Source organism: Streptomyces xylophagus (assembly GCF_000716435.1).
Lineage (GTDB): Bacteria > Actinomycetota > Actinomycetes > Streptomycetales > Streptomycetaceae > Streptomyces > Streptomyces xylophagus.
On record NZ_JNWO01000024.1, the window covers coordinates 24,563 to 44,022 of the forward strand.

Here is a 19,460-nt window from a genome sequence, read left to right on the forward strand (position 1 = left end):
GCGGCGACCGCCGATGACCACAGCACCGCAGCACACTGGCCCGGGAGTGAGGAAAGTCCCCCCGGGCCCGACGGCCCCGGCACCCCAACTCTCCACCCAGAAACGTCTGTTCACCCGAACCCTCACGCGCCTCCTCCCCCTCTCCCCCGCTCTGATCCTCCTGCTCCTCTTCCTGGCCGGCCCGATCGCGTACTGCGCCTACATCGCCTTCACCGACCTCCAGCTCACCGGCCAGGCCCACTCCTCCTTCGTCGGCTTCGCCAATTTCCGCACGGCCTTCAAGGACTCGGAGTTCCTGAACGCCGTATGGCTGACACTGGTGTTCACGGTCCTGTCGTCCCTGATCGGTCAGAACACGATCGGCCTGGCTCTGGCCGCGCTGATGCAACGCGCGTCAAAACCGGTACGCACGCTCACGGGCGGCATCGTGATCACGGCATGGGTACTGCCGGAGGTGGTGGCCGGCTTCCTCCTCTACGCCTTCTTCCGCCGCGAGGGCACCCTGAACGCCATCCTGGACTGGCTCCATCTCCCCTCCCAGAACTGGCTGTTCACGCTTCCGATCCTGGCGGTGTCGTTCGCGAACGTGTGGCGGGGAACGGCGTTCTCGATGCTGGTGTACTCAGCGGCCCTGAACGAAATCCCCAAGGAGATCACGGAAGCGGCGGAGGTCGACGGTGCGAGCGGCTGGCGCCGTATGTGGCACATCACGCTGCCGATGATCCGCCGCTCGATCGGCACGAACCTGATGCTCAACACCCTGCAGACCCTGTCCGTCTTCGGCCTGATCTGGGTGATGACGAGAGGCGGCCCGGGAAACAAGAGCCAGACCCTCCCCCTCTACATGTACGAACAGGCCTTCCAGAACAGCATGATCGGCTACGCCACGGCGGTCGCGCTGCTCCTGCTCCTGGTCGGCTCGCTCTTCTCGGTGATCTACATGCGCCTGCTGCGAACGGAGGTCTGACCCATGGCACTCACCCTCTCCTCCCGCCGCAAGAGCCGACGCCTGGCGGCGGATGCGGGGCTGTTGGTGGTCGCGGCGACGTTCGCGCTGCCGCTGCTCTGGGTGGTCCTGTCGTCCCTCGACCCCCATGCGGACCTCAAGGTGAAGGCCCCCGACGGCCTGACCCTGGACAACTTCCACGCGATCCTGAACTCGGACATCACCTTCACGCCCCTGCTCAACAGCCTGATCCTGTGCGGCTTCGGGACGCTGCTGACGGTGGTGTGCTCGGCGCTGGCGGCGTATCCGCTGTCCCGCTTCCGATCCCGCCTGAACCGCCCCTTCCTCCTGACGATCCTCTTCGCGACGAGCCTTCCGATCACGGCGATCATGGTGCCGGTGTACGCGTTGTTCGTGCAGGTGAATCTCATCGACACCATGCAGGGCACGATCTTCTTCTTCGCCGCGTCTCAACTGCCGTTTGCTATTTGGCTGATGAAGAACTTCATGGACGGAGTGCCGAAGGAGTTGGAGGAGGCGGCGTGGACCGACGGGGCGTCGTCGCTTCAGTCACTCGTGCGGATCGTTCTTCCGCTGATGGGGCCGGGGGTCGCGGTGGTGACCGTCTTCTCGTTCGTGATGATGTGGGGGAACTTCTTCGTCCCGTTCATGCTGCTGCTTACGCCGGACCAGATGCCGGCGAGCGTGAGCATCAATGAGTTCTTCGGGAATCGGGGGATGGTGGCGTATGGGCAGCTGGCAGCGTTCTCGGTTGTTTATTCGACGCCGGTGATTTTGTTGTATGTGCTGGTGGCGAGGCGGTTGGGTGGGGGGTTTGCTTTGGGTGGGGCGGTTAAGGGGTGATCTCTTCGGCCCAGGTGCGGGCTTCGGTTGCTTCGGTGGGGGCATTGGCGCGGGTGTAGGCGTCGGCGGATTGGAGGTAGTGGGTGCGAGCTTCGGCGGCGTGGGCGGCATACCGGTGGCCGAAAGCCAAGTTGGAGAGGGTCTGGCCCGCCCCGTACCAGTCCTCGAACGCCCGGTAGCCCTCCAAAGCCTTCTCGTACGCCTCAACCGCCTCCTCCACATGGCCCGTGTCGCGCAGGGTGGCACCGAGGTTATTCCACGCGATGGCCTCACCCCGGCGGTCCCCGACGGCCTGAAACAGGTCGCGGGCGCGAATATGGGCGCCGACCGCCTCCCCCGCACGGCCCGCCTCCCCCAGAGCGGAGCCGAGGCTGTCCCAAGCTCTGGCCTCGCGGGAGCGGTCCCCGACAGCCTGAAACAGGTCGCGGGCGCGGGTGTGTGCGTCGATCGCCTCCTCCGCCCGGCCCACCTCCCGCAGGGCGCCACCGAGGTTGTTCCACGCGTTGGCCTCGTGGGGGCGGTCCCCGACAGCCTGGTACAGGTCGCGGGCGCGGGTGTGCGCGTCGATCGCCTCCTCCGCCCGGCCCGTCTCCTGCAGAGCGATGCCGAAGCTGTCCCACGCGATGGCCTCCCGCACCCGGTTACCGGCGCGGTGGGCGGCCTCCCACGCGACACGGCAGACCGTGATCCAGTCGTCGAAAGAACGCCGCCAGTACAAATACTCCCCCAGGAACTGGGACAACTGCATCGCCGTGTTGGCGTACCGCTCCTCCCGCGCCCACTGCACCACCGCCACCAACCCAGCACGCTCCGAATCCAGCCATGCCAACGCCCCCGCCCGATCCACAAACCGCTCCGGCTCCGGCATCCCCGGCAGCCACTGCAACCGGTCATCTGCCGCATCCGCCCACCGGAAGTAGAACGCCAACACCCGCTCCCGAGCGGCCTCCCCCTCCTCCTGCAACCCCACATCCCCCTTGACCACACCCACCCCGAACGCCCGCACCAAGTCATGCAACCGCCACCGCCCACGCCCGCTCCCCCGCTCAACAAGGTGGGCCCGGGACAACGCATCGAGCACACGCACCGGCGCAGCGTCCGCCCCGTCCAGCACGGCGACGACATCGTCCGTCACCTCGGGCCCCGGAGCCAGAGCCAACAGCCGTAGCAACCGGGCCTGTTCAGCTGGCAGACGCCGGTATGACAAGTCAAAGGCGGCCCGCACGCTGCGCTCACCGTCGTCGAGGTGCAGGAGTCGATCACCGGACTCGGCAAGTTCCGCCACGAGTTCGGCCACGGGCTTGTCCCTGTCGAGGACGAGCAAGGCCCCGGCGATCTGAAGAGCCAGAGGCAGATGCCCGCAGAGCATGGCGAGTTCGGCAGCCGCCTCACTCTCATCCACCACCCGCGCATCACCCGGAGTGGCGATCCGCAACGCCCGGTCCAGAAGGTCGTACGCCTCCTCCGGACTCAACTCCCCCAACGGCAGCAGCCGCGCCCCCAGTTGGGGCAACTTGCTCCGCGAAGTGGCAAGCAGCCGGTGCCGCACACCCCCGGGACGCAATGGACTCACCTGTTCCGCCGAGGATGCGTTGTCGGCCAGGACCAGCACCGTCCCCAGCTCCCGCTCCCGCGCCGCGAGCACCGAGCGATACAACGCGGCCCGCGCATCAACCCCGTTCGGAATGTGCTCCGGAGGCGTCCCAAGCCCCCTCAGCAGAGTCTCCAACGCCTGTTCCGCCGTAACGCGATCATCGTCGTACCCATGCAAGTTGACGAAGAGCACCCCACCCGGGAACCACCCCTTGTCGTAGGCCTCATGCGCCGCCTCCACCGCAAGCGCGGTCTTGCCGATCCCCCCGAGCCCGGACACCGCGGCGACCAGCACGGCTCCCGGCGCTCCGTCGCTCCCAGCCGGGTCGAACGCACCGAGCAGCTCCCCGAGTTGGTCACCACGACCGGTGAACCCGGCCACCTTCGGAGGCAGGGCATCCAGCGCGGTGGGCGCCGGCCCATGCTGGTGGAACTCCACCTTCTTCGCGGTGAAGGACCCGTTGAACTCCCCGCCCCGGAAATCCTGGTGATCCCCGCCGTACTGCTCGTACCGCTCACCCATCGTGCCGTCCCCGTGCCGCTGCCCCCGAATCGCGTGCCAACACGGTACGCCCGCGGTCCCCGCCCAACACCCGCTCTGGCCAGGCGACTTGGCAGTACCGTGAAGAGGTGCCCTACACACCGCCCATCAAGAAGCGGGTACACCCCACCGGGCACGCGCGCCGAGACCGGCCAACTCCCCGGCACCGCCTGGCACGTGGCCCTGTCGTCTACTCGACGCCGGTGTTCCTGCTCTACGTGTTGATCTCCCGGCGGTTGGGAGGAGGGTTCGCGCTGGGTGGGGCGATCAAGGGGTGAGGGACGCGGCGGCGGCGCGGGCCTCAGCAGCCTCGTTGGGAGCGTTGGCCCGGGTGAAGGCGGCTTCCGCTCGCAGCCAGTGCTCTCGTGCTTCGACAAGCCGATGGGCATCCTCATGCGCGCGGGCCAGGTCGTGGAGAGCGTTCCCCTCCCCGTACCAGTCCTCGAACTCTCGATGGACTGCCAGGGTCCGCTGGAATATCTCGATCGCCTCGTCCCACCGCCCGTTCTGGCGCAGGGCGCTGGCGAGGTTGGTCCCAGCGGCTGCTTCCGTGAGCCGATCCCCGACCTCCCGAAGCAGATCACAGGCGTGCGTGTGGGCCTCGATCGCCTCCTCGGTTCGACCGGCGTCGTGGAGAGCACCTCCAAAGTTGGTCCACGCAACTCCCTCGCCCCAGCGGTCACCGAGGGCCCTGAAGAGATCGAGGTTGCGCGTGTGGACTTGAATCGCTTCCTCCAGCCGCCCGGCCTCTGTAAGGGCGATGCCCAAGCCATTGGCCGCCATGGCCTCCTGGTGGGAGTCCTCGCTCGACCTGAAGAGGTCACGGGCCCGAGTGTGGGCCTCAATGGACTCCTCCCCTCTGCCCATCTGACGCACGGCAGAGCCAAGGCTGTTCCATGCGCGGGCTTCGTCCCGACGATTCCCCGACCGCCGAGCCGCCCGCTGAACCGTACGTGCCATGGTGATCCAGTCGTCGAAGTACCTCCGGGCCTGGAGATACTCCCGCAGCTGGTCGGCCAACGAGGCGGCCGGTTCCGCGAACCTCGGCTCCTGCACCCACTGGACAGCGGCCAGCAGCCCTTCTCGCTCACGGTCGAACCACGCCAGTACAGCCGCCCGCTCCCCGCCTGTCACCACCTCCGGACCGCCCGGCCGCCACATCAGACTCTCCTGCGCCGCCCGCGCCCTGCGACCGTAGAACCCGAGCACCCGCTCCCTGGCCCGCTGCCCTTCCTCGACCAGTTCCGGATGCGCGGCACCGACACTCACCCCGTACGCCCGCACCAGGTCGTGCATCCGCCAGCGCCGGCGCCCACTGCCCCGCTGCACCAGATGGGCACGAGCCAGTGCCTCCAACGTCCGAGCCGCCGAAGCATCCGCCTCGCCCTCGTCCCCGTCCCCGGTCAGGACGGCGACCACATCACTGGTCACCTCCGGCCCCGGCGCCAACGCCAACAGCCGTATCAGCTGCGCCTGTTGTGCCGACAGGCGGCGGTACGACAGGTCGAAGGCCGCGCGCACACTGCGCTCGCCGTCGTCGAGGTGGCCCAACAGGTCGCGGGAGGCGCCGAGTTCGGCGGTGAGTTCGGCAACAGGCTTGTCCCGGTCTACGACCAGCAGCGCGGCGACGATCTGGAGGGCGAGCGGCAGGTATCCGCAGCGGACGGCGAGTCGTCCGGCCTCCTCCGGGTCGTCCGTGACGCGGCTGTCGCCGGGGTGGGCGATGCGCAGGGCGCGGTCGAGGAGGTCGTACGACTCCTCCGGCGTCAGTTCGTCTAACGCCAGTAACCGGGCGCCCAGTTGGGGCAGTCGGTCGCGGGAGGTGACCAGCAGCCGGTGCCCCGCGCCACCGCCGGGCAGCAACGGCCGTACCTGAGCGGGCGAGGACGCGTTGTCGGCGAGGATCAGTACGGCACCCCGTTCGCGGCCCCGGACGGCGAGGGCCGAGCGGTAGAGCGCGGCGCGCGCGTCCAGCCCCGCCGGAATGTGTTCCGGCTCGGTACCCAGCGCCCGCAGCAGTGCCTCCAACGCCTGACCTGCGGTGACCGGTTCCTCGTCATAGCCGTGCAGGTCCACGAAGAGCACCCCGCCCGGGAACCTTCCCCGCCCGCACGCCTCGTGCCCGGCCTGCACCGCCAGCGCGGTCTTCCCGATCCCACCGAGCCCGGACACGGCCGCGACGACCACCGCCTCCGACCCACCCCCGAACTCGGACTCGGACTCGGATGGGTCCAACGCCCGCGACAACTCCCGCAGTTCACCACCCCGCCCGGCGAACCCGACGGCCCGCGCGGGAAGGGCGTCCAGCGCGCTGGGCGCCGGCGCGTGCTCCCGGTACTCCGCCTTCGCCGTGAACGGGCCCGTGAACTCCCCGCCCCTGAAGTCGAGATGATCCCCGCCGTACGCACTCACCATCGCGCCGTTCCGTCCCCCGCGCCACCGACCGCCACACGTGACCCGGTACAACGGTAAGCCCGCCGCACGCACCCCACACAAGGTCTGCGCAGGGACGGAAGACGCGGACATGGCTCGCGGGCCGCTCGGCGCACCAGCCCATGGATCAGCTCACGAATCAGCCCACGGCTCAGACCTCCGACAGCAGCCAGCCGATGCGCAGTTCCTCCGCACCGGGGCGGAACACCCGCATGAGTTCCGCCCGTTCGGGGTCGTCCTCGGCGAGGTTGTCGGCGAGGAGGGCCTGCGAGGCGATTGTCTGGGGCCGGGCGCCGAGCGCGGCGCGCAGGTGGAGTGAGCGGCGCAGCATCGCCAGCCGCTCGGCGGGCTCCTTGTGCGGTGCGAGGTGCCGGATGATGTAGGACTCGAAGAGGCCGTCGCCGGACGCCGTCGCGACCTCCAGGGCCCTCTCGTAGCGCGGGACGGCGCCGGTCGCGTCCTCGTCGATGTTGTCCAGCAGGACCGCCCAGTGGTACTCGGCCCAGGCGCGCGTCTTCTCATCACCGCGCTCGTCGCCGCTCTCGACCGCCGCGCGGTAGCCGGCCTCGGCCGCGGCGCGGTCGTCGGGGCGGGGGTCGCGCCGGAACAGCAGGCGACTGTAGGCCAGTCGGCCCGTGAGCAGGTGCCGGGTCGGCGACGCGGGATCGAGCGCCGCGACCGCCTTCTCGGCCTCGTCATGCCCTTCGATCCGGAAGAACCAGCGGTCCACGGCGATCTCCGCGCGCAGTTCGGGGTCGGTGTCCGGGTCCAGGGCGGCGAGCGCGGCGTCCCATTCCCCGAGCAGATGCAGACTGCGAGCCATGTAGGCGTCATCAGTTATCATGGCACCTACATTAGGAAGCGGCGATGTAGGCGGTCAAGTGCAATACGGTGACTACATTGGGAACGTGACGCGGTTGGCCGTCGAGTTGGCCAACACCGGGACACTCGACCAACACGGCGAACTGGTAGCGGAGTTCTTCACGGAGCACGAGGTCACGCCACCCCCGGAGGGCGACTACGGCGACCTGCCGAACCTCGTACGCACGGCCCTGGCACAGTCGGTCGACGGCGCGGTCCCCGAAGCCGTGCACCGCCTTCTCCGCGACTATCCGCCGGAGATGCACCTGTCCGACCACGACGACCTCGGCGGCTGGCACATCCACTTCAGCCGCAACGGCACCCCGGCCCAGCGCTGGGCCGGCCAACTGATCGCCGCCCAGCTCGCCCTGGTCGTGGCCGGCGATCCGGCGGTGACACTCGGGCGCTGCGCCGCGATCGGATGCGAAAACTACTTCGTGGACCAGTCACGCAACCGAACCCGCCGCTTCTGCTCCAACGCCTGCGCCAGCCGGACGACGGTCGCGGCACATCGGGCCCGGGCGGCGAAGAAGTCGTAGCAGCAAGGTCCGTTCGTGGGACCCCCGTTCACCGCGCGCACGGAGACAACAACCGGCGAGCCCTGCAAACGGCGACCGGCCACCGGCGACTTTGCGCCACCCCCCACTTCCCCACACACCCGACCACCACCCCCACCACAAACGCACTCCCCTTCGACCCCCGCCCACACACCCGACGCCGATCGAACAGTCCTCGGAACCCGCCGCTCCGACGAATGGCAAGGTAGATCGGCATATTCACCGCTCCTTCGACGCCACCCACCACCCCCGAACCGCCACTCAGCGTCACCGCCCACCCCCACCCCGACCGCAATCGATCTCCGCCGCTCGACCGAATCCGTACGTTCCTACAATCCGTAATCCTGGCCGAACAGACCGTAGTCACCGCACCCCGGCGCCCCTAGCTTGTGGCCCGTGCGCCGACCCCCAGTTCAACCCAGCCAGTCCACGCCGCCCACGCCGCCGTTCAACGCCCCCGCCGCCCGCCGGCTCCGTACCGCTCTCAACATGGGTCCCGAACATGTCGCGTACGGAATGCGTGCCTCTTACGGGCTGTCTTATGTGACGCCTGACCTGGTCATCGCCTGGGAGCGTGGGCTCACCGCGCCCTCCAGCCCCGAACTCACGGCACTCGCGGGCGTGTTGTGGTGTTCGGCGGGTGAACTCATCGGCAAGCCACGCACGCTGCGTGAGCACCGCCTCGCGCATGGCCTCGCGCCGGAGGACGTCGCCCGTGCCGTCGGGCTCGAACTCCTCGCGTATCTGCGGATGGAGGAGCACGACGAGTGGCGCGGCACCGAGCGTCAGTCCTCCGCGCTCGCCGATCTCCTCGACCTCTCGCTGCCCGACTTCGTCAGCGTCACCGGACGCGACAGCAAGCTCGCGGAACTGCTGCGCAGCGCCATGACCACACGCTGGCAGGGATACGTCCGGCCGATCGGCAAAATGGTGCCGCTGGACCGGCGTCTCCTGGAGGACGCCCTCCAGGAGTTGCACGAGGACTACCAGGCGCAGATGGTCGCCACGCTCAGCTGGGGCGGCGGCAACTCGGCCGTCGACGCGAACGAGGCCGGCCGTGACTTCCTCGACCAGATCATCAACCGCTTCTGGTCCATGGTCGAGAAGAGCACCTACTGAGCACGCAGCACTGACAAATCACGTACCAGAACCGGCTAGAAGACCGACTCCGCCTCGTCCATCCGGTCCTTCGGCACCGTCTTCAACTCGGTGACCGCCTCCGCCAACGGCACCATCACCACGTCCGTCCCCCGCAGCGCCGTCATCCGCCCGAACTCCCCCCGGTGTGCCGCCTCCACCGCGTGCCAGCCGAACCGCGTCGCCAACACCCGGTCGTACGCGGTGGGTACGCCACCCCGCTGGATGTGGCCGAGGATGACCGGCTTGGCCTCCTTGCCGAGGCGGCGCTCCAACTCGTAGGCCAGCGCCGTGCCGATGCCCTGGAAGCGCTCGTGGCCGAACTGGTCGATCTCGCCCTTGCCGTAGTCCATGGAACCCTCGGCGGGATGCGCGCCCTCCGCCACGCACACGACGGCGAACTTCTTGCCGCGGGCGAAGCGTTCCTCGACCATCTTCACCAAGTCAGCCGGGTCGAAGGGGCGTTCCGGCAGGCAGATGCCGTGCGCGCCCGCCGCCATGCCGGACTCCAGCGCGATCCAGCCCGCGTGCCGGCCCATGACCTCGACGACCATCACCCGTTGGTGGGACTCCGCCGTGGTCTTGAGGCGGTCCATCGCCTCCGTCGCGACCCCAACCGCCGTGTCGAAGCCGAAGGTGCGGTCCGTGGACGAGATGTCGTTGTCGATCGTCTTGGGGACCCCGACCACCGGCAGGCCGGCGTCCGACAGCATGCGTGCCGCCGTCAGCGTGCCCTCGCCGCCGATCGGGATCAGCGCGTCGATCCCGAAGTCCCGCGCGATGTCCAGCGCGTCCTCGCACGCCTGCCGCAGCCGGTCCCGCTCCAGTCGCGAGGAGCCCAGGATCGTGCCGCCGCGGGCGAGGATGCCGCTGACCGCGTCGAGGTCGAGGGTGCGGTAGTGACCGTCGAGCAGTCCCGCGTAGCCGTCCTCGAAGCCGATGACCTCGTCGCCGTAGTTGTCGACCGCTCGGTGCACGACCGATCGGATCACGGCGTTCAGGCCGGGGCAGTCGCCGCCTGCGGTGAGAACTCCGATGCGCATCGTGCTGTGTCTCCTGCTCGCTGTTGAGACCGGTGAGCCGGCTCCGATTGTTTCACGTCCCCCAGGGCGGTGCCGCTCCCGTCGGACCGGCGGGCGCCTTAACCACCCCCAGAGGTATTGTCAAGAGGGTTCTGCTCACCCCGGTGGGCGATTTTTATGACCACCGAAACGAAGCGAGGTAGCACGCGTGACCCGCAGCGTGTACGTGACCGGGATCGACCGCGGCGACGGCCGTCAGGTCGTCGAGCTGGGGGTCATGGAACTCCTGACCCGGCAGGTCGACCGGGTGGGGGTGTTCCGTCCCCTCGTCCACGACGGTCCCGACCGCCTCTTCGAGCTGCTGCGTGCGCGCTATCGGCTGTCCCAGGACCCGGCGACCGTCTACGGCATGGACTACCACGAGGCCTCCGCCCTCCAGGCCGAGCAGGGGACGGATGAGCTGGTGTCGACTCTTGTCGACCGGTTCCATCTCGTCGCCCGCGACTACGACGTCGTCCTGGTCCTCGGGACCGACTTCGCGGACACCCAGTTCCCGGACGAGCTGGCCCTCAACGCCCGCCTCGCGAACGAGTTCGGCGCGTCCGTGATCCCCGTCGTCGGCGGACGCAAGCAGACCGCCGAGTCGGTGCTCGCGGAGACCCGGAACGCGTATCGCGCGTACGACGGCCTCGGCTGCGACGTCCTCGCCATGGTCACCAACCGGGTCGCCCCCGAGGACCGGGAGGAGATCGCCCAACGACTCACCACCCGGCTGCCGGTGCCCTGTTACGTCGTACCGGACGAGCCCGCGCTCTCCGCGCCGACCGTCGCGCAGATCACCCACGCCCTCGGCGGCCGGGTGCTGCTCGGGGACGAGTCGGGGCTCGCCCGGGACGCGCTGGACTTCGTGTTCGGCGGGGCGATGCTGCCCAACTTCCTGAACGCGCTGACCCCCGGCTGTCTCGTCGTCACCCCGGGCGACCGCGCCGACCTCGTCATCGGCGCGCTCGCCGCGCACAGCGCCGGCACCCCGCCGATAGCCGGCGTGCTGCTCACCCTGAACGAGGTGCCGACCGACACGATCCTCACCCTCGCCGCCCGCCTCGCGCCGGGCACCCCGGTGGTCTCGGTGGCCGGGACCTCCTTCCCCACCGCCGCCGAACTCTTCTCCCTGGAGGGGAAGTTGAACGCGGCCACCCCGCGCAAGGCGGAGACCGCGCTCGGCCTCTTCGAGCGGTACGTCGACACGAGCGACCTGCTCAGGCGGGTCTCGGCGCCCAGCAGCAACCGCCTCACCCCGATGATGTTCGAGCACACGCTCCTGGAGCGGGCCCGCTCCGACAAGCGCCGGATCGTCCTCCCCGAGGGCACCGAGCCGCGCGTCCTGCACGCCGCCGAGGTGCTGCTGCGCCGGGGCGTCTGCGAGCTGACCCTGCTCGGCCCCGAGGACCAGATCCGCAAGCGGGCCGCCGACCTCGGCATCGACCTCAGCGCCGCCCAGCTGATCGACCCGCACATCTCCGGACTGCGCGACCGCTTCGCCGAGAAGTACGCCGAGCTGCGCGCCCACAAGGGCGTGACCGTCGAGCTGGCCTACGACGTCGTCGCCGACGTGAACTACTTCGGCACCCTGATGGTGCAGGAGGGCCTCGCCGACGGCATGGTCTCGGGCGCCGTGCACTCCACGGCCGCCACCATCCGCCCCGCCTTCGAGATCATCAAGACCAAGCCGGACGCCGACATCGTCTCGTCCGTCTTCTTCATGTGCCTCGCCGACAAGGTCCTCGTCTACGGCGACTGCGCCGTCAACCCCGACCCGAACGCCGAGCAGTTGGCCGACATCGCCATCCAATCGGCCGCCACCGCCGAGCAGTTCGGCGTCGCGGCGCGCATCGCGATGCTCTCGTACTCCACCGGTACGTCCGGCTCGGGCATCGACGTCGACAAGGTGCGCGAGGCGACCGAACTGGTCCGGCTGCGGCGGGCCGATCTGCGGATCGAGGGGCCCATCCAGTACGACGCCGCCGTCGAACCCACCGTCGCCGCCACCAAGTTGCCCGAGTCCGAAGTCGCCGGTCAGGCAAGCGTGTTGATCTTCCCGGACCTCAACACCGGCAACAACACCTACAAGGCCGTGCAGCGTTCGGCCGGCGCGATCGCGGTCGGGCCGGTACTGCAGGGACTGCGCAAGCCGGTCAACGACCTCTCCCGGGGCGCCCTCGTCTCGGACATCGTCAACACGGTCGCGATCACGGCGATCCAGGCGCAGAACCCCAAGAACCAGGCCCAGAACCCGATCGAGAAGGCAACCGCCCAGTGAGTCCCACCCGCGTCCTCGTTCTCAACTCCGGCTCATCGTCGGTGAAGTACCAGCTGCTCGACATGCGCGGCGACGAACGGCTGGCCCTGGGGCTCGTCGAGCGCATCGGCGAGGAGACCTCCCGGCTCAAGCACACCTGCGTCACGACCGGCGCCGTACGGGAGTTCACCGGCCCGATCCTCGATCACGAGGCCGCCCTGAAGGCCGTAGCGGAAGAATTGACGAAGGACGGACTCGGCCTGGATTCGCCCGAGTTGGCCGCGATCGGGCATCGGGTCGTGCACGGTGGGCAGACCTTCACCGCGCCCACCGTCATCGACGACGCCGTGCTCGCCGAGATCGAGCGGCTGATCCCCGTCGCGCCGTTGCACAATCCGGCGAACCTCGTCGGGATCCGGACCGCGATGGCGCTGCGGCCCGACCTGCCGCAGGTGGCCGTGTTCGACACCGCGTTCCACACGACGATGCCGGAGTCGGCCGCGCGGTACGCGATCGACGTGGCGACCGCCGACGCGTACCGGATCCGGCGGTACGGGTTCCACGGGACCTCGCACGCGTATGTGTCGCGGGCGACGGCGAAGCTGCTCGGCAAGGCGCCCGAGGACGTCAACGTGATCGTGCTGCATCTCGGGAACGGGGCGTCCGCCTCCGCCGTACGAGGTGGCCGGTGTGTGGACACGTCCATGGGGCTGACGCCGTTGGAGGGGCTGGTGATGGGGACGCGGTCGGGAGACCTGGATCCGGCTGTCATCTTCCATTTGATGCGTGTTGGCGAAATGTCCACCGATGAGATCGACACTCTTCTCAACAAGAAGAGCGGTCTGATCGGGTTGTGCGGGGACAACGACATGCGCGAGATCCGGCGCCGGATCGACGAGGGTGACGAACAGGCGGAACTGGCCTTCGACATCTACATTCACCGTTTGAAGAAGTACATCGGTGCCTACTGCGCGGTACTCGGCCGGGTGGACGCGGTCGCCTTCACGGCGGGAGTCGGGGAGAACGCGAGCGCCGTACGGGAGGCTGCCGTCGCGGGCCTGGAGCTGCTGGGGCTCGAGGTGGACGGCGCGCTGAACGCCGTACGGAGTGACGAGCCGCGGCTGATCTCGCCCGCGTCCGGGCGGGTCGCGGTCGCGGTGGTGCCGACGGACGAGGAATTGGAGATCGCCACACAGACCTATGCACTGGTCGGAAATTACAACGCCTGAGCGCATGCCCGCCCATTTGTATCTTCCGCCAGACGGAATATTCCGTAGCGAAACAAACCGATAGGATCGTCCCATGCGCCGTTCGAAAATCGTCTGTACTCTCGGCCCCGCGGTCGACTCCCACGAACAACTCGTGTCGCTGATCGAGGCCGGCATGAATGTGGCCCGCTTCAATTTCAGCCATGGCACCCACGCCGAGCACCAGGGGCGGTACGACCGCGTCCGTGCCGCGGCCAAGGAGACCGGCCGTGCCATCGGCGTCCTCGCCGACCTGCAGGGCCCGAAGATCCGCCTGGAGACCTTCGCCGAGGGTCCCGTCGAGCTGGTGCGCGGTGACGAGTTCACCATCACCACCGAGGACGTCCCGGGCGACAAGACCATCTGCGGGACGACGTACAAGGGCCTGCCCGGTGACGTCTCCCGCGGTGACCAGATCCTGATCAACGACGGCAACGTCGAGCTGAAGGTCCTGAGCGTCGAGGGCCCGCGGGTGAAGACGATCGTCATCGAGGGCGGCGTCATCTCCGACCACAAGGGCATCAACCTGCCCGGCGCGGCCGTGAACGTGCCGGCGCTGTCCGAGAAGGACGTCGAGGACCTGCGCTTCGCGCTGCGGATGGGCTGCGACATGGTCGCCCTGTCCTTCGTGCGCGACGCGAGCGACGTGTACGACGTCCACAAGGTGATGGACGAGGAGGGCCGCCGGGTCCCCGTCATCGCCAAGGTGGAGAAGCCGCAGGCGGTCGCGAACATGGAGGCCGTGGTCACGGCCTTCGACGCGGTGATGGTGGCCCGCGGCGACCTCGCCGTGGAGTACCCGCTGGAGAAGGTCCCGATGGTGCAGAAGCGCCTGGTGGAGCTGTGCCGGCGGAACGCCAAGCCGGTGATCGTGGCGACCCAGATGATGGAGTCGATGATCACCAACTCCCGCCCCACGCGCGCCGAGGCCTCCGACGTGGCCAACGCGATCCTGGACGGTGCGGACGCGGTCATGCTGTCCGCCGAGTCCTCGGTGGGCGCCTACCCGATCGAGACCGTGCAGACGATGTCGAAGATCGTCCAGGCGGCCGAGGAGGAGCTGCTCAGCAAGGGCCTGCAGCCGCTCGTGCCGGGCAAGAAGCCGCGTACGCAGGGTGGTTCGATCGCGCGTGCCGCGTGCGAGATCGCCGACTTCCTCGGCGGCCGGGCCCTGGTGGCGTTCACGCAGTCCGGTGACACCGCCCGCCGGCTGTCCCGCTACCGCGCCGCGCAGCCGATCGTCGCCTTCACCACCGACGAGGGCACCCGCAACCAGCTCACGCTCAGCTGGGGCGTGGAGTCGCACGTGGTGCCGTTCGTCAACAGCACGGACGAGATGGTCGACATGGTCGACGGCGAGATCGCCAAGATCAACCGCTTCAACCCGGGCGAGACCGTCATCATCACCGCCGGCTCGCCCCCCGGCGTCGCGGGCACCACCAACATGCTCCGCGTCCACCACCTCGGCGGCGGCGAGGGCAACTGACGTACCGCTGAAGGCTCTTGTACGGCGCTGAGGGCGCCCCCTGGGAAAGGGGGCGCCCTCAGTTTGTGCGCGGCTCCCGAACGGGCTTGTGCGGGCGCTCAGTTCTGGTAGCTGTGCAGCCCGGGGACGGTCAGCGTGCCGCCGAACTGGCCGGCCTGGACCACCTTCACGTTGGTGAAGTAGATCAGCGGGATGTTCAGCGGCGGCGGGTTGTCCGGGGTGAACGTGATCGGGATCAGTCCGAACAGGTTGCCCGAGATGGACTCCGTGTACATCACCGTGTCGCCGTCGCGGATCGTGGACGTCGAGCCCTTGGCCGCCTGCACGTGGTACGTCTTGCCGGACTGCTTGTCGTCGACCGTCTGGTGCAGGTCGCCGATGTCGGTCCCGCCGGAGATGACGTACTTCAGCACCTTCTTGACCGTGCCGTTGGCGGTCTTCACCTCGACGATGCCCTGGTAGTCCGCGCCCTTGAGCAGCAGCGAACTGGCGTTCAGGTACCAGGGGTCGTCGGGCAGCAGGACCTTGTTGTCGACGCCGCTCAGGTCGTCCGTGGCGACCGGGCAGTCCGAGGTGTCGGTGCTCGCGCTCGCGGACGGGCTCGCGGTGGCCGTGGCGGTGGCCGTGTCCTCGGCCGCCTTGGTGGTGTCCTCGGCCGCCTTCGTCGCGGTGTCCGTCGTGTCCTTCACGGTCTTGCTGACCGTGTCGGTGGCCTTCTTGGTCGTGTCCGTGGCGGTGTCGGACCCGCTGGAGGAGTCGTCACCGGCGGTCGCCGAGGCAGACGCGGACGCGGTCGGCGTCGGGGTGGCGCTCGCCGTGGAGTCGGAGCTCGACGAACCGCCGGTGAGGATGCCGGTGATGGCGTCGCCGATGGTGTCCAGCAGGCTGCCGCCGCTCGATGAACTCTCGGACGCCGAGGGCGTCGCGGTGGCGGTGCTGCTCGACGAACCGCTCGTGTCCGTCGACTTGCTCGCCGAGGCGGACGGCGTGGGCGTGGCCGTGTCGTCGGAACCTGAATCCGACGAAGAGGTCTTGCCCGAGTCCGTCGAGCTGGATTCCGTCGCCGTGGCCGACGGTGTCGCGTCGTCCTTGGACGAGTCGGCGGACTCGCTCGCGGACGCCGACGCGGACGGCGTGGCCGAGGCGCTCGACGTCGATTCGGCGAGGGCCGCGACGCAGTCCTTGTACTCGTCGGCCGTCAGGCTCTTCGACGACGGCGAGGTCGTCGCACCGTTGTCGGCGAGGGCGAGCGAGGACGTGAAACCGAACCCCATGATCACGGCGGTCGGCATCGCCACCGTGGCTATCGCCTTGCCGGCGGGCATGTGGAGCCTGGTGAACAGCGGCTTCTTGGGTGCCGCATGCCGCGGCCCGGTTCTCACACGGGACTCGTCCACATCAGTCCCGTGGGTCACCTCGTCAGCCGGCACTGTGCCTCCCGTTCGCCCCGTTGCTCACCGGGCTCGTTCCTGACAGATCGTTCGGCTCGCCCGCCTCGTCGGCCGGCACGTTCGGCGCGGACTCATGAGGCGCGGCTTCGTAGTACGCCGCGGACTCGTGAGGAGCCGCCTCGTACGGAGCGGCCCCGGCGGGTGCGCCGCCCTCTCCCTGTGTGTCCTCCTGTACCGCCTGCGGCTCCGGCGGTGCGCCCGGCGCCCACGACACGGCCAGCGCCCCGCCGACCATGGCGAGGAGGAAGCCGATCAGGAAGCCGCCGAGGTTGGACACGGGGATGGACACCAGCGCCAGCAGAATCGCCGCGACACCCGCGAAGGTGCGCACGTGCTTCTGGAACCAGAGGCTGAAGCCCAGGACGACAAGCAGCACGCCGATGATCAGGGACCCGGCGCCCGCGGTGGTGGCCATCGCCAGCGTCAGATGACCCACCTGGAGATGTGCGTACGGGAAGTAGGCGATCGGGAGTCCGCCGAGCATGACGAACAGACCGGCCCAGAACGGCCTCGTGCCACGCCAGGCACGGAACTGCAGCCTCCGGCGGGCGAACTGGCCGGGTGCGGCAGGAGTCTCGGCGCTCATGGAAAACAGCTCCCTGGTACGGCGTTGCTGTGGTGGAGAGGTGCACCTCGCATGAAGGCGCTGGTGGAAGGTGGACGGGCGGGGGCGCCACCGGCTCCCCCGCCCGCCGTCAAGTGCCTAGTAGCACTCGTGGGTGCCGGCCTTGACCGACATCTGCAGCCCGCTGAGCTTGAAGGTTCCGGCAGTGGTGGCCCACGCCGTCTGCTTCACGTTGGTCAGCGTGGCCGACTCGGCCTGCTGCGCGAATCCGTACGGGTTGGCAGCCTCGCTGCCGCCCTTCATGCCCGGACCCTTGGTCGCGTTTCCGGCCGCCACACCGATGTCGATGTTGTGGAACACAGCGTCGGCGCTGAGGTCCTCGACGTCGATGTACAGGTTCTCGGCCTGGACCGGCGTACCGCTGCCGCCCGCCTTCAGCACAAGGCTGACGGACCCGAGCAGCGGGATGTTCGGGGTGACCACCGACTGGCACATGTTGGTGATCGACGCGGACTTGAACGCCGAGACCGCGACGGGGTGAAGCGACTTGCTGCCGTCGAGGTTGTAACCCGAGTCAAGCGCTCCGTACTGCGTGAAGCCCGTGCCGTCGAGCTGGTCGGCCGACACCTTGAACGACTGACCCGAAACACTGAACGACGCGGCGAGAGCACCCTGCGCGAGGGCCACACCTATACACGCCGTAGCGGCGACGCTGGGCACCATGACCACAGCGAAGCGCTTCCATCTGGTCCCGCCACGCACCTGGGACTCCATATTTCCTCCTTCTCGGACGTACATCTCCTGGCCCTGACTGCCCCCAGTTGGCGGCTCAGCCGGGCAGGGATGGGAGAAGTGCTACGTCCTCGGGAAGGGGAGCGCCCGTCTCGGAGGCGCGAACCGCGCACCGAACACCGGCGATCACCCCCGAGCGACAACCACTGGTCGCGCCTGACGCACATCACGCACAACCTTGCTGGACAGGCTCCGCCACAGGCGAAGACCCCCCTGCCCAAGAGCCGACTCCACTGTCTCCGGCTCTACTCGGTGGGGACCCAGGAAACTCCGTCGACCCGACCGGCTGTCGGGGTACGGAAATGGACCGAGCGTCGCCGATCGTGGTGCATTCTCGCCGCCCGCACAAGGGGCTTCGTTACTGGGTAGTAACGGCCGGATAACCGAACAACGACCCGCCGGTATCGGTCGACGACGCTGGGTGTCATCGTGGGCCAGGACAAAACGCTTGATCTTTGGACGGAATCCGACAGATCAACGCCTCTGACTTACTCCAAGTAACAGCGGCCGCGATTACCAAGATTTGGTAAAGCGCGGCCGCAGTGACACTCCGTCGGCAAATCTTTCACTCCGACAACACAGGTCCCGAGGTTTACCGACTGGTCAGAACCGGCCCCGGACCCCGCTCAGAACAGCGCCCGCGCCAACGCGCGCCGGGCCGCCGTCACCCTCGGGTCATCGGCCCCGACGACCTCGAACAGCTCCAGCAGCCGCAGCCGTACGGCATCCCGGTCGTCACCCACCGTGCGCCGCACGGTGTCGATCAGCCGGCTGAACGCGTCCTCGACATGTCCGCCCACCAGGTCCAGGTCGGCGGCGGCGATCTGCGCCGGCACGTCACCCGGCTTCTCGGCCGCCTCGGTGCGCACCTGCTGCGGGTCGAGCGTCGAGACGCGCTGCAGCAACTCGGCCTGGGCGAGCCCCAGTTTGGCTTCCGTGTTGGCCGGGTCGTCGCTCAGCACGTTCTTGTACGCCTGCACGGCCCCGCCGAAGTCCCCCGCGTCCAGGGCCTGCACGGCAGCTTCGAGCAGCCCGTCGTACGGTCCCGCCGGCATCTCGGCGACGACCTCGGGCCGGTCGCCCGGCGCGGCGTCGGGGTCGACCTCGAGACCGGTGAGACCGAAGCGCTCCTCGGCGACCTGGATCAACTGGTCGAGGGTCTGGCGGATCTGCTGCTCGCCCGCGGCCCCCTGGAAGAGCGGGAGCGCCTGGCCGGCGACCACCGCGAAGACGGCCGGGATGCCCTGCACCCCGAACTGCTGCATCAGCATCTGATTGGCGTCGACGTCGATCTTGGCAAGGACGAAGCGCCCGTTGTAATCAAGCGCGAGCCGCTCCAGGAGCGGGCTCAGCTGCTTGCACGGCTCGCACCACTCGGCCCAGAAGTCGATGACGACCGGGACCTCGGTGGACCGCTGCAGGACCTCGCTCTCGAACCCCGCCTCATCTACGTCGATCACAAGATCGGCCGGCGAGACGGCTCCCCCGCCGCCCTGCCTGGCGGTTTCGGCGCGCGCCTGCTCCGCCTTGGCCTTGGCCTCCTGGGCCGCCTTCACCGCGGCGAGGTCGACGACTCCGCTCATGGACATGTTCCGTGGCTGCATACGTCTATCCTCCCCCGTCCGCGCGTGTGAATGAAAAGCGTTGTGAAAGCCGGTCTGCTTCT

The 19,460-nt window shown here is 68.7% G+C and carries 15 protein-coding genes and 1 pseudogene; 8 read left to right on the forward strand and 8 right to left on the reverse strand.

The window, feature by feature from the left end:
- Positions 1-13 precede the first annotated feature (13 nt).
- Both OO70_RS39580 and OO70_RS39585 read left to right on the forward strand, forming a co-directional pair.
- Entirely contained in the window at positions 14-967 is a 954-nt protein-coding gene (locus OO70_RS39580; RefSeq protein ID WP_043682939.1) for a carbohydrate ABC transporter permease, read from the forward strand.
- Between the two features lie 3 nt (positions 968-970).
- A complete protein-coding gene (locus OO70_RS39585) occupies positions 971-1,810 on the forward strand; it encodes a carbohydrate ABC transporter permease (protein WP_043682942.1) in 840 nt (279 codons plus the stop codon).
- On the opposite strand, the gene OO70_RS39590 is transcribed toward OO70_RS39585, so the two are convergent.
- A complete protein-coding gene (locus OO70_RS39590) occupies positions 1,800-3,926 on the reverse strand; it encodes a tetratricopeptide repeat protein (protein WP_043682946.1) in 2,127 nt (708 codons plus the stop codon). The genes OO70_RS39585 and OO70_RS39590 overlap by 11 nt on opposite strands.
- Positions 3,927-4,123: 197 nt before the next feature.
- On the opposite strand from OO70_RS39590, the pseudogene OO70_RS54095 reads away from it, so the two are divergent.
- Positions 4,124-4,222 (forward strand): annotated as a pseudogene (locus OO70_RS54095) (carbohydrate ABC transporter permease); the annotation flags it as partial.
- Here OO70_RS54095 and OO70_RS39595 read toward each other — a convergent pair.
- Complete coding sequence (locus OO70_RS39595; RefSeq protein WP_043682949.1) at positions 4,212-6,359, reverse strand: tetratricopeptide repeat protein; 2,148 nt, start codon at positions 6,357-6,359, stop codon at positions 4,212-4,214. The pseudogene OO70_RS54095 and the gene OO70_RS39595 sit on opposite strands and share 11 nt — an antisense overlap.
- 169 nt (positions 6,360-6,528) lie before the next feature.
- Positions 6,529-7,221, reverse strand: coding sequence for a hypothetical protein (locus OO70_RS39600; protein ID WP_043682953.1), 693 nt, complete (start codon positions 7,219-7,221; stop codon positions 6,529-6,531).
- A 64-nt stretch (positions 7,222-7,285) separates the two neighbouring features.
- Here OO70_RS39600 and OO70_RS39605 point away from each other — a divergent pair, with 64 nt between their 5' ends.
- The gene (locus OO70_RS39605) at positions 7,286-7,777 is read left to right on the forward strand and encodes a CGNR zinc finger domain-containing protein (protein WP_199827500.1); all 492 of its coding nucleotides are present in this window, start codon (positions 7,286-7,288) and stop codon (positions 7,775-7,777) included.
- A 507-nt stretch (positions 7,778-8,284) separates the two neighbouring features.
- Positions 8,285-8,914 carry a hypothetical protein gene (locus OO70_RS39610; RefSeq protein ID WP_043682958.1) on the forward strand — a complete coding sequence of 210 codons (630 nt, stop codon included), beginning with the start codon at positions 8,285-8,287 and terminating at the stop codon, positions 8,912-8,914.
- A 35-nt stretch (positions 8,915-8,949) separates the two neighbouring features.
- On the opposite strand, the gene OO70_RS39615 is transcribed toward OO70_RS39610, so the two are convergent.
- Positions 8,950-9,975 (reverse strand): ATP-dependent 6-phosphofructokinase, encoded by a 1,026-nt coding sequence (locus OO70_RS39615; RefSeq protein ID WP_043682961.1) that lies wholly within the window; start codon positions 9,973-9,975, stop codon positions 8,950-8,952.
- Positions 9,976-10,162: 187 nt separating this feature from the next.
- Between OO70_RS39615 and pta the strand changes: the two genes are divergently transcribed.
- The 3 genes from pta (at position 10,163) to pyk (ending at position 14,986) form a co-directional block, all read left to right on the forward strand.
- Positions 10,163-12,274 (forward strand): phosphate acetyltransferase, encoded by a 2,112-nt coding sequence (pta, locus tag OO70_RS39620; protein WP_043682964.1) that lies wholly within the window; start codon positions 10,163-10,165, stop codon positions 12,272-12,274.
- Positions 12,271-13,482 carry an acetate kinase gene (locus tag OO70_RS39625; protein WP_043682966.1) on the forward strand — a complete coding sequence of 404 codons (1,212 nt, stop codon included), beginning with the start codon at positions 12,271-12,273 and terminating at the stop codon, positions 13,480-13,482. Before pta ends, OO70_RS39625 begins: the two co-directional genes overlap by 4 nt.
- Before the next feature lie 73 nt (positions 13,483-13,555).
- Positions 13,556-14,986 carry a pyruvate kinase gene (gene pyk / locus OO70_RS39630; protein WP_043682969.1) on the forward strand — a complete coding sequence of 477 codons (1,431 nt, stop codon included), beginning with the start codon at positions 13,556-13,558 and terminating at the stop codon, positions 14,984-14,986.
- Between the two features lie 98 nt (positions 14,987-15,084).
- Here the strand turns inward: pyk and OO70_RS39635 are convergent, their stop codons facing one another.
- From OO70_RS39635 to OO70_RS39650, 4 genes are all read right to left on the reverse strand, one after another.
- Positions 15,085-16,416 (reverse strand): hypothetical protein, encoded by a 1,332-nt coding sequence (locus OO70_RS39635; RefSeq protein ID WP_043682971.1) that lies wholly within the window; start codon positions 16,414-16,416, stop codon positions 15,085-15,087.
- Positions 16,406-17,023 (reverse strand): DUF6114 domain-containing protein, encoded by a 618-nt coding sequence (locus tag OO70_RS39640; RefSeq protein ID WP_043682974.1) that lies wholly within the window; start codon positions 17,021-17,023, stop codon positions 16,406-16,408. Before OO70_RS39640 ends, OO70_RS39635 begins: the two co-directional genes overlap by 11 nt.
- Before the next feature lie 117 nt (positions 17,024-17,140).
- Positions 17,141-17,776: a DUF6230 family protein gene (locus OO70_RS39645; protein WP_043682978.1), complete on the reverse strand. Its 636-nt coding sequence runs from the start codon at positions 17,774-17,776 to the stop codon at positions 17,141-17,143.
- 644 nt (positions 17,777-18,420) lie between these two features.
- A complete protein-coding gene (locus OO70_RS39650) occupies positions 18,421-19,398 on the reverse strand; it encodes a tetratricopeptide repeat protein (protein WP_043682982.1) in 978 nt (325 codons plus the stop codon).
- Positions 19,399-19,460 lie beyond the last annotated feature (62 nt).

Excerpts from the sequence above, each read along its gene's own strand:
- OO70_RS39580 (WP_043682939.1), top strand. The coding sequence starts at position 14 with ATGACCACAGCACCGCAGCACACTGGCCCGGGAGTGAGGAAAGTCCCC.
- OO70_RS39585 (WP_043682942.1), top strand. The coding sequence starts at position 971 with ATGGCACTCACCCTCTCCTCCCGCCGCAAGAGCCGACGCCTGGCGGCG.
- OO70_RS39590 (WP_043682946.1), bottom strand. The coding sequence starts at position 3,926 with ATGGGTGAGCGGTACGAGCAGTACGGCGGGGATCACCAGGATTTCCGG.
- OO70_RS39595 (WP_043682949.1), bottom strand. The coding sequence starts at position 6,359 with ATGGTGAGTGCGTACGGCGGGGATCATCTCGACTTCAGGGGCGGGGAG.
- OO70_RS39600 (WP_043682953.1), bottom strand. The coding sequence starts at position 7,221 with ATGATAACTGATGACGCCTACATGGCTCGCAGTCTGCATCTGCTCGGG.
- OO70_RS39610 (WP_043682958.1), top strand. The coding sequence starts at position 8,285 with ATGGGTCCCGAACATGTCGCGTACGGAATGCGTGCCTCTTACGGGCTG.
- OO70_RS39615 (WP_043682961.1), bottom strand. The coding sequence starts at position 9,975 with ATGCGCATCGGAGTTCTCACCGCAGGCGGCGACTGCCCCGGCCTGAAC.
- pyk (WP_043682969.1), top strand. The coding sequence starts at position 13,556 with ATGCGCCGTTCGAAAATCGTCTGTACTCTCGGCCCCGCGGTCGACTCC.
- OO70_RS39640 (WP_043682974.1), bottom strand. The coding sequence starts at position 17,023 with ATGAGCGCCGAGACTCCTGCCGCACCCGGCCAGTTCGCCCGCCGGAGG.
- OO70_RS39645 (WP_043682978.1), bottom strand. The coding sequence starts at position 17,776 with ATGGAGTCCCAGGTGCGTGGCGGGACCAGATGGAAGCGCTTCGCTGTG.
- OO70_RS39650 (WP_043682982.1), bottom strand. The coding sequence starts at position 19,398 with ATGCAGCCACGGAACATGTCCATGAGCGGAGTCGTCGACCTCGCCGCG.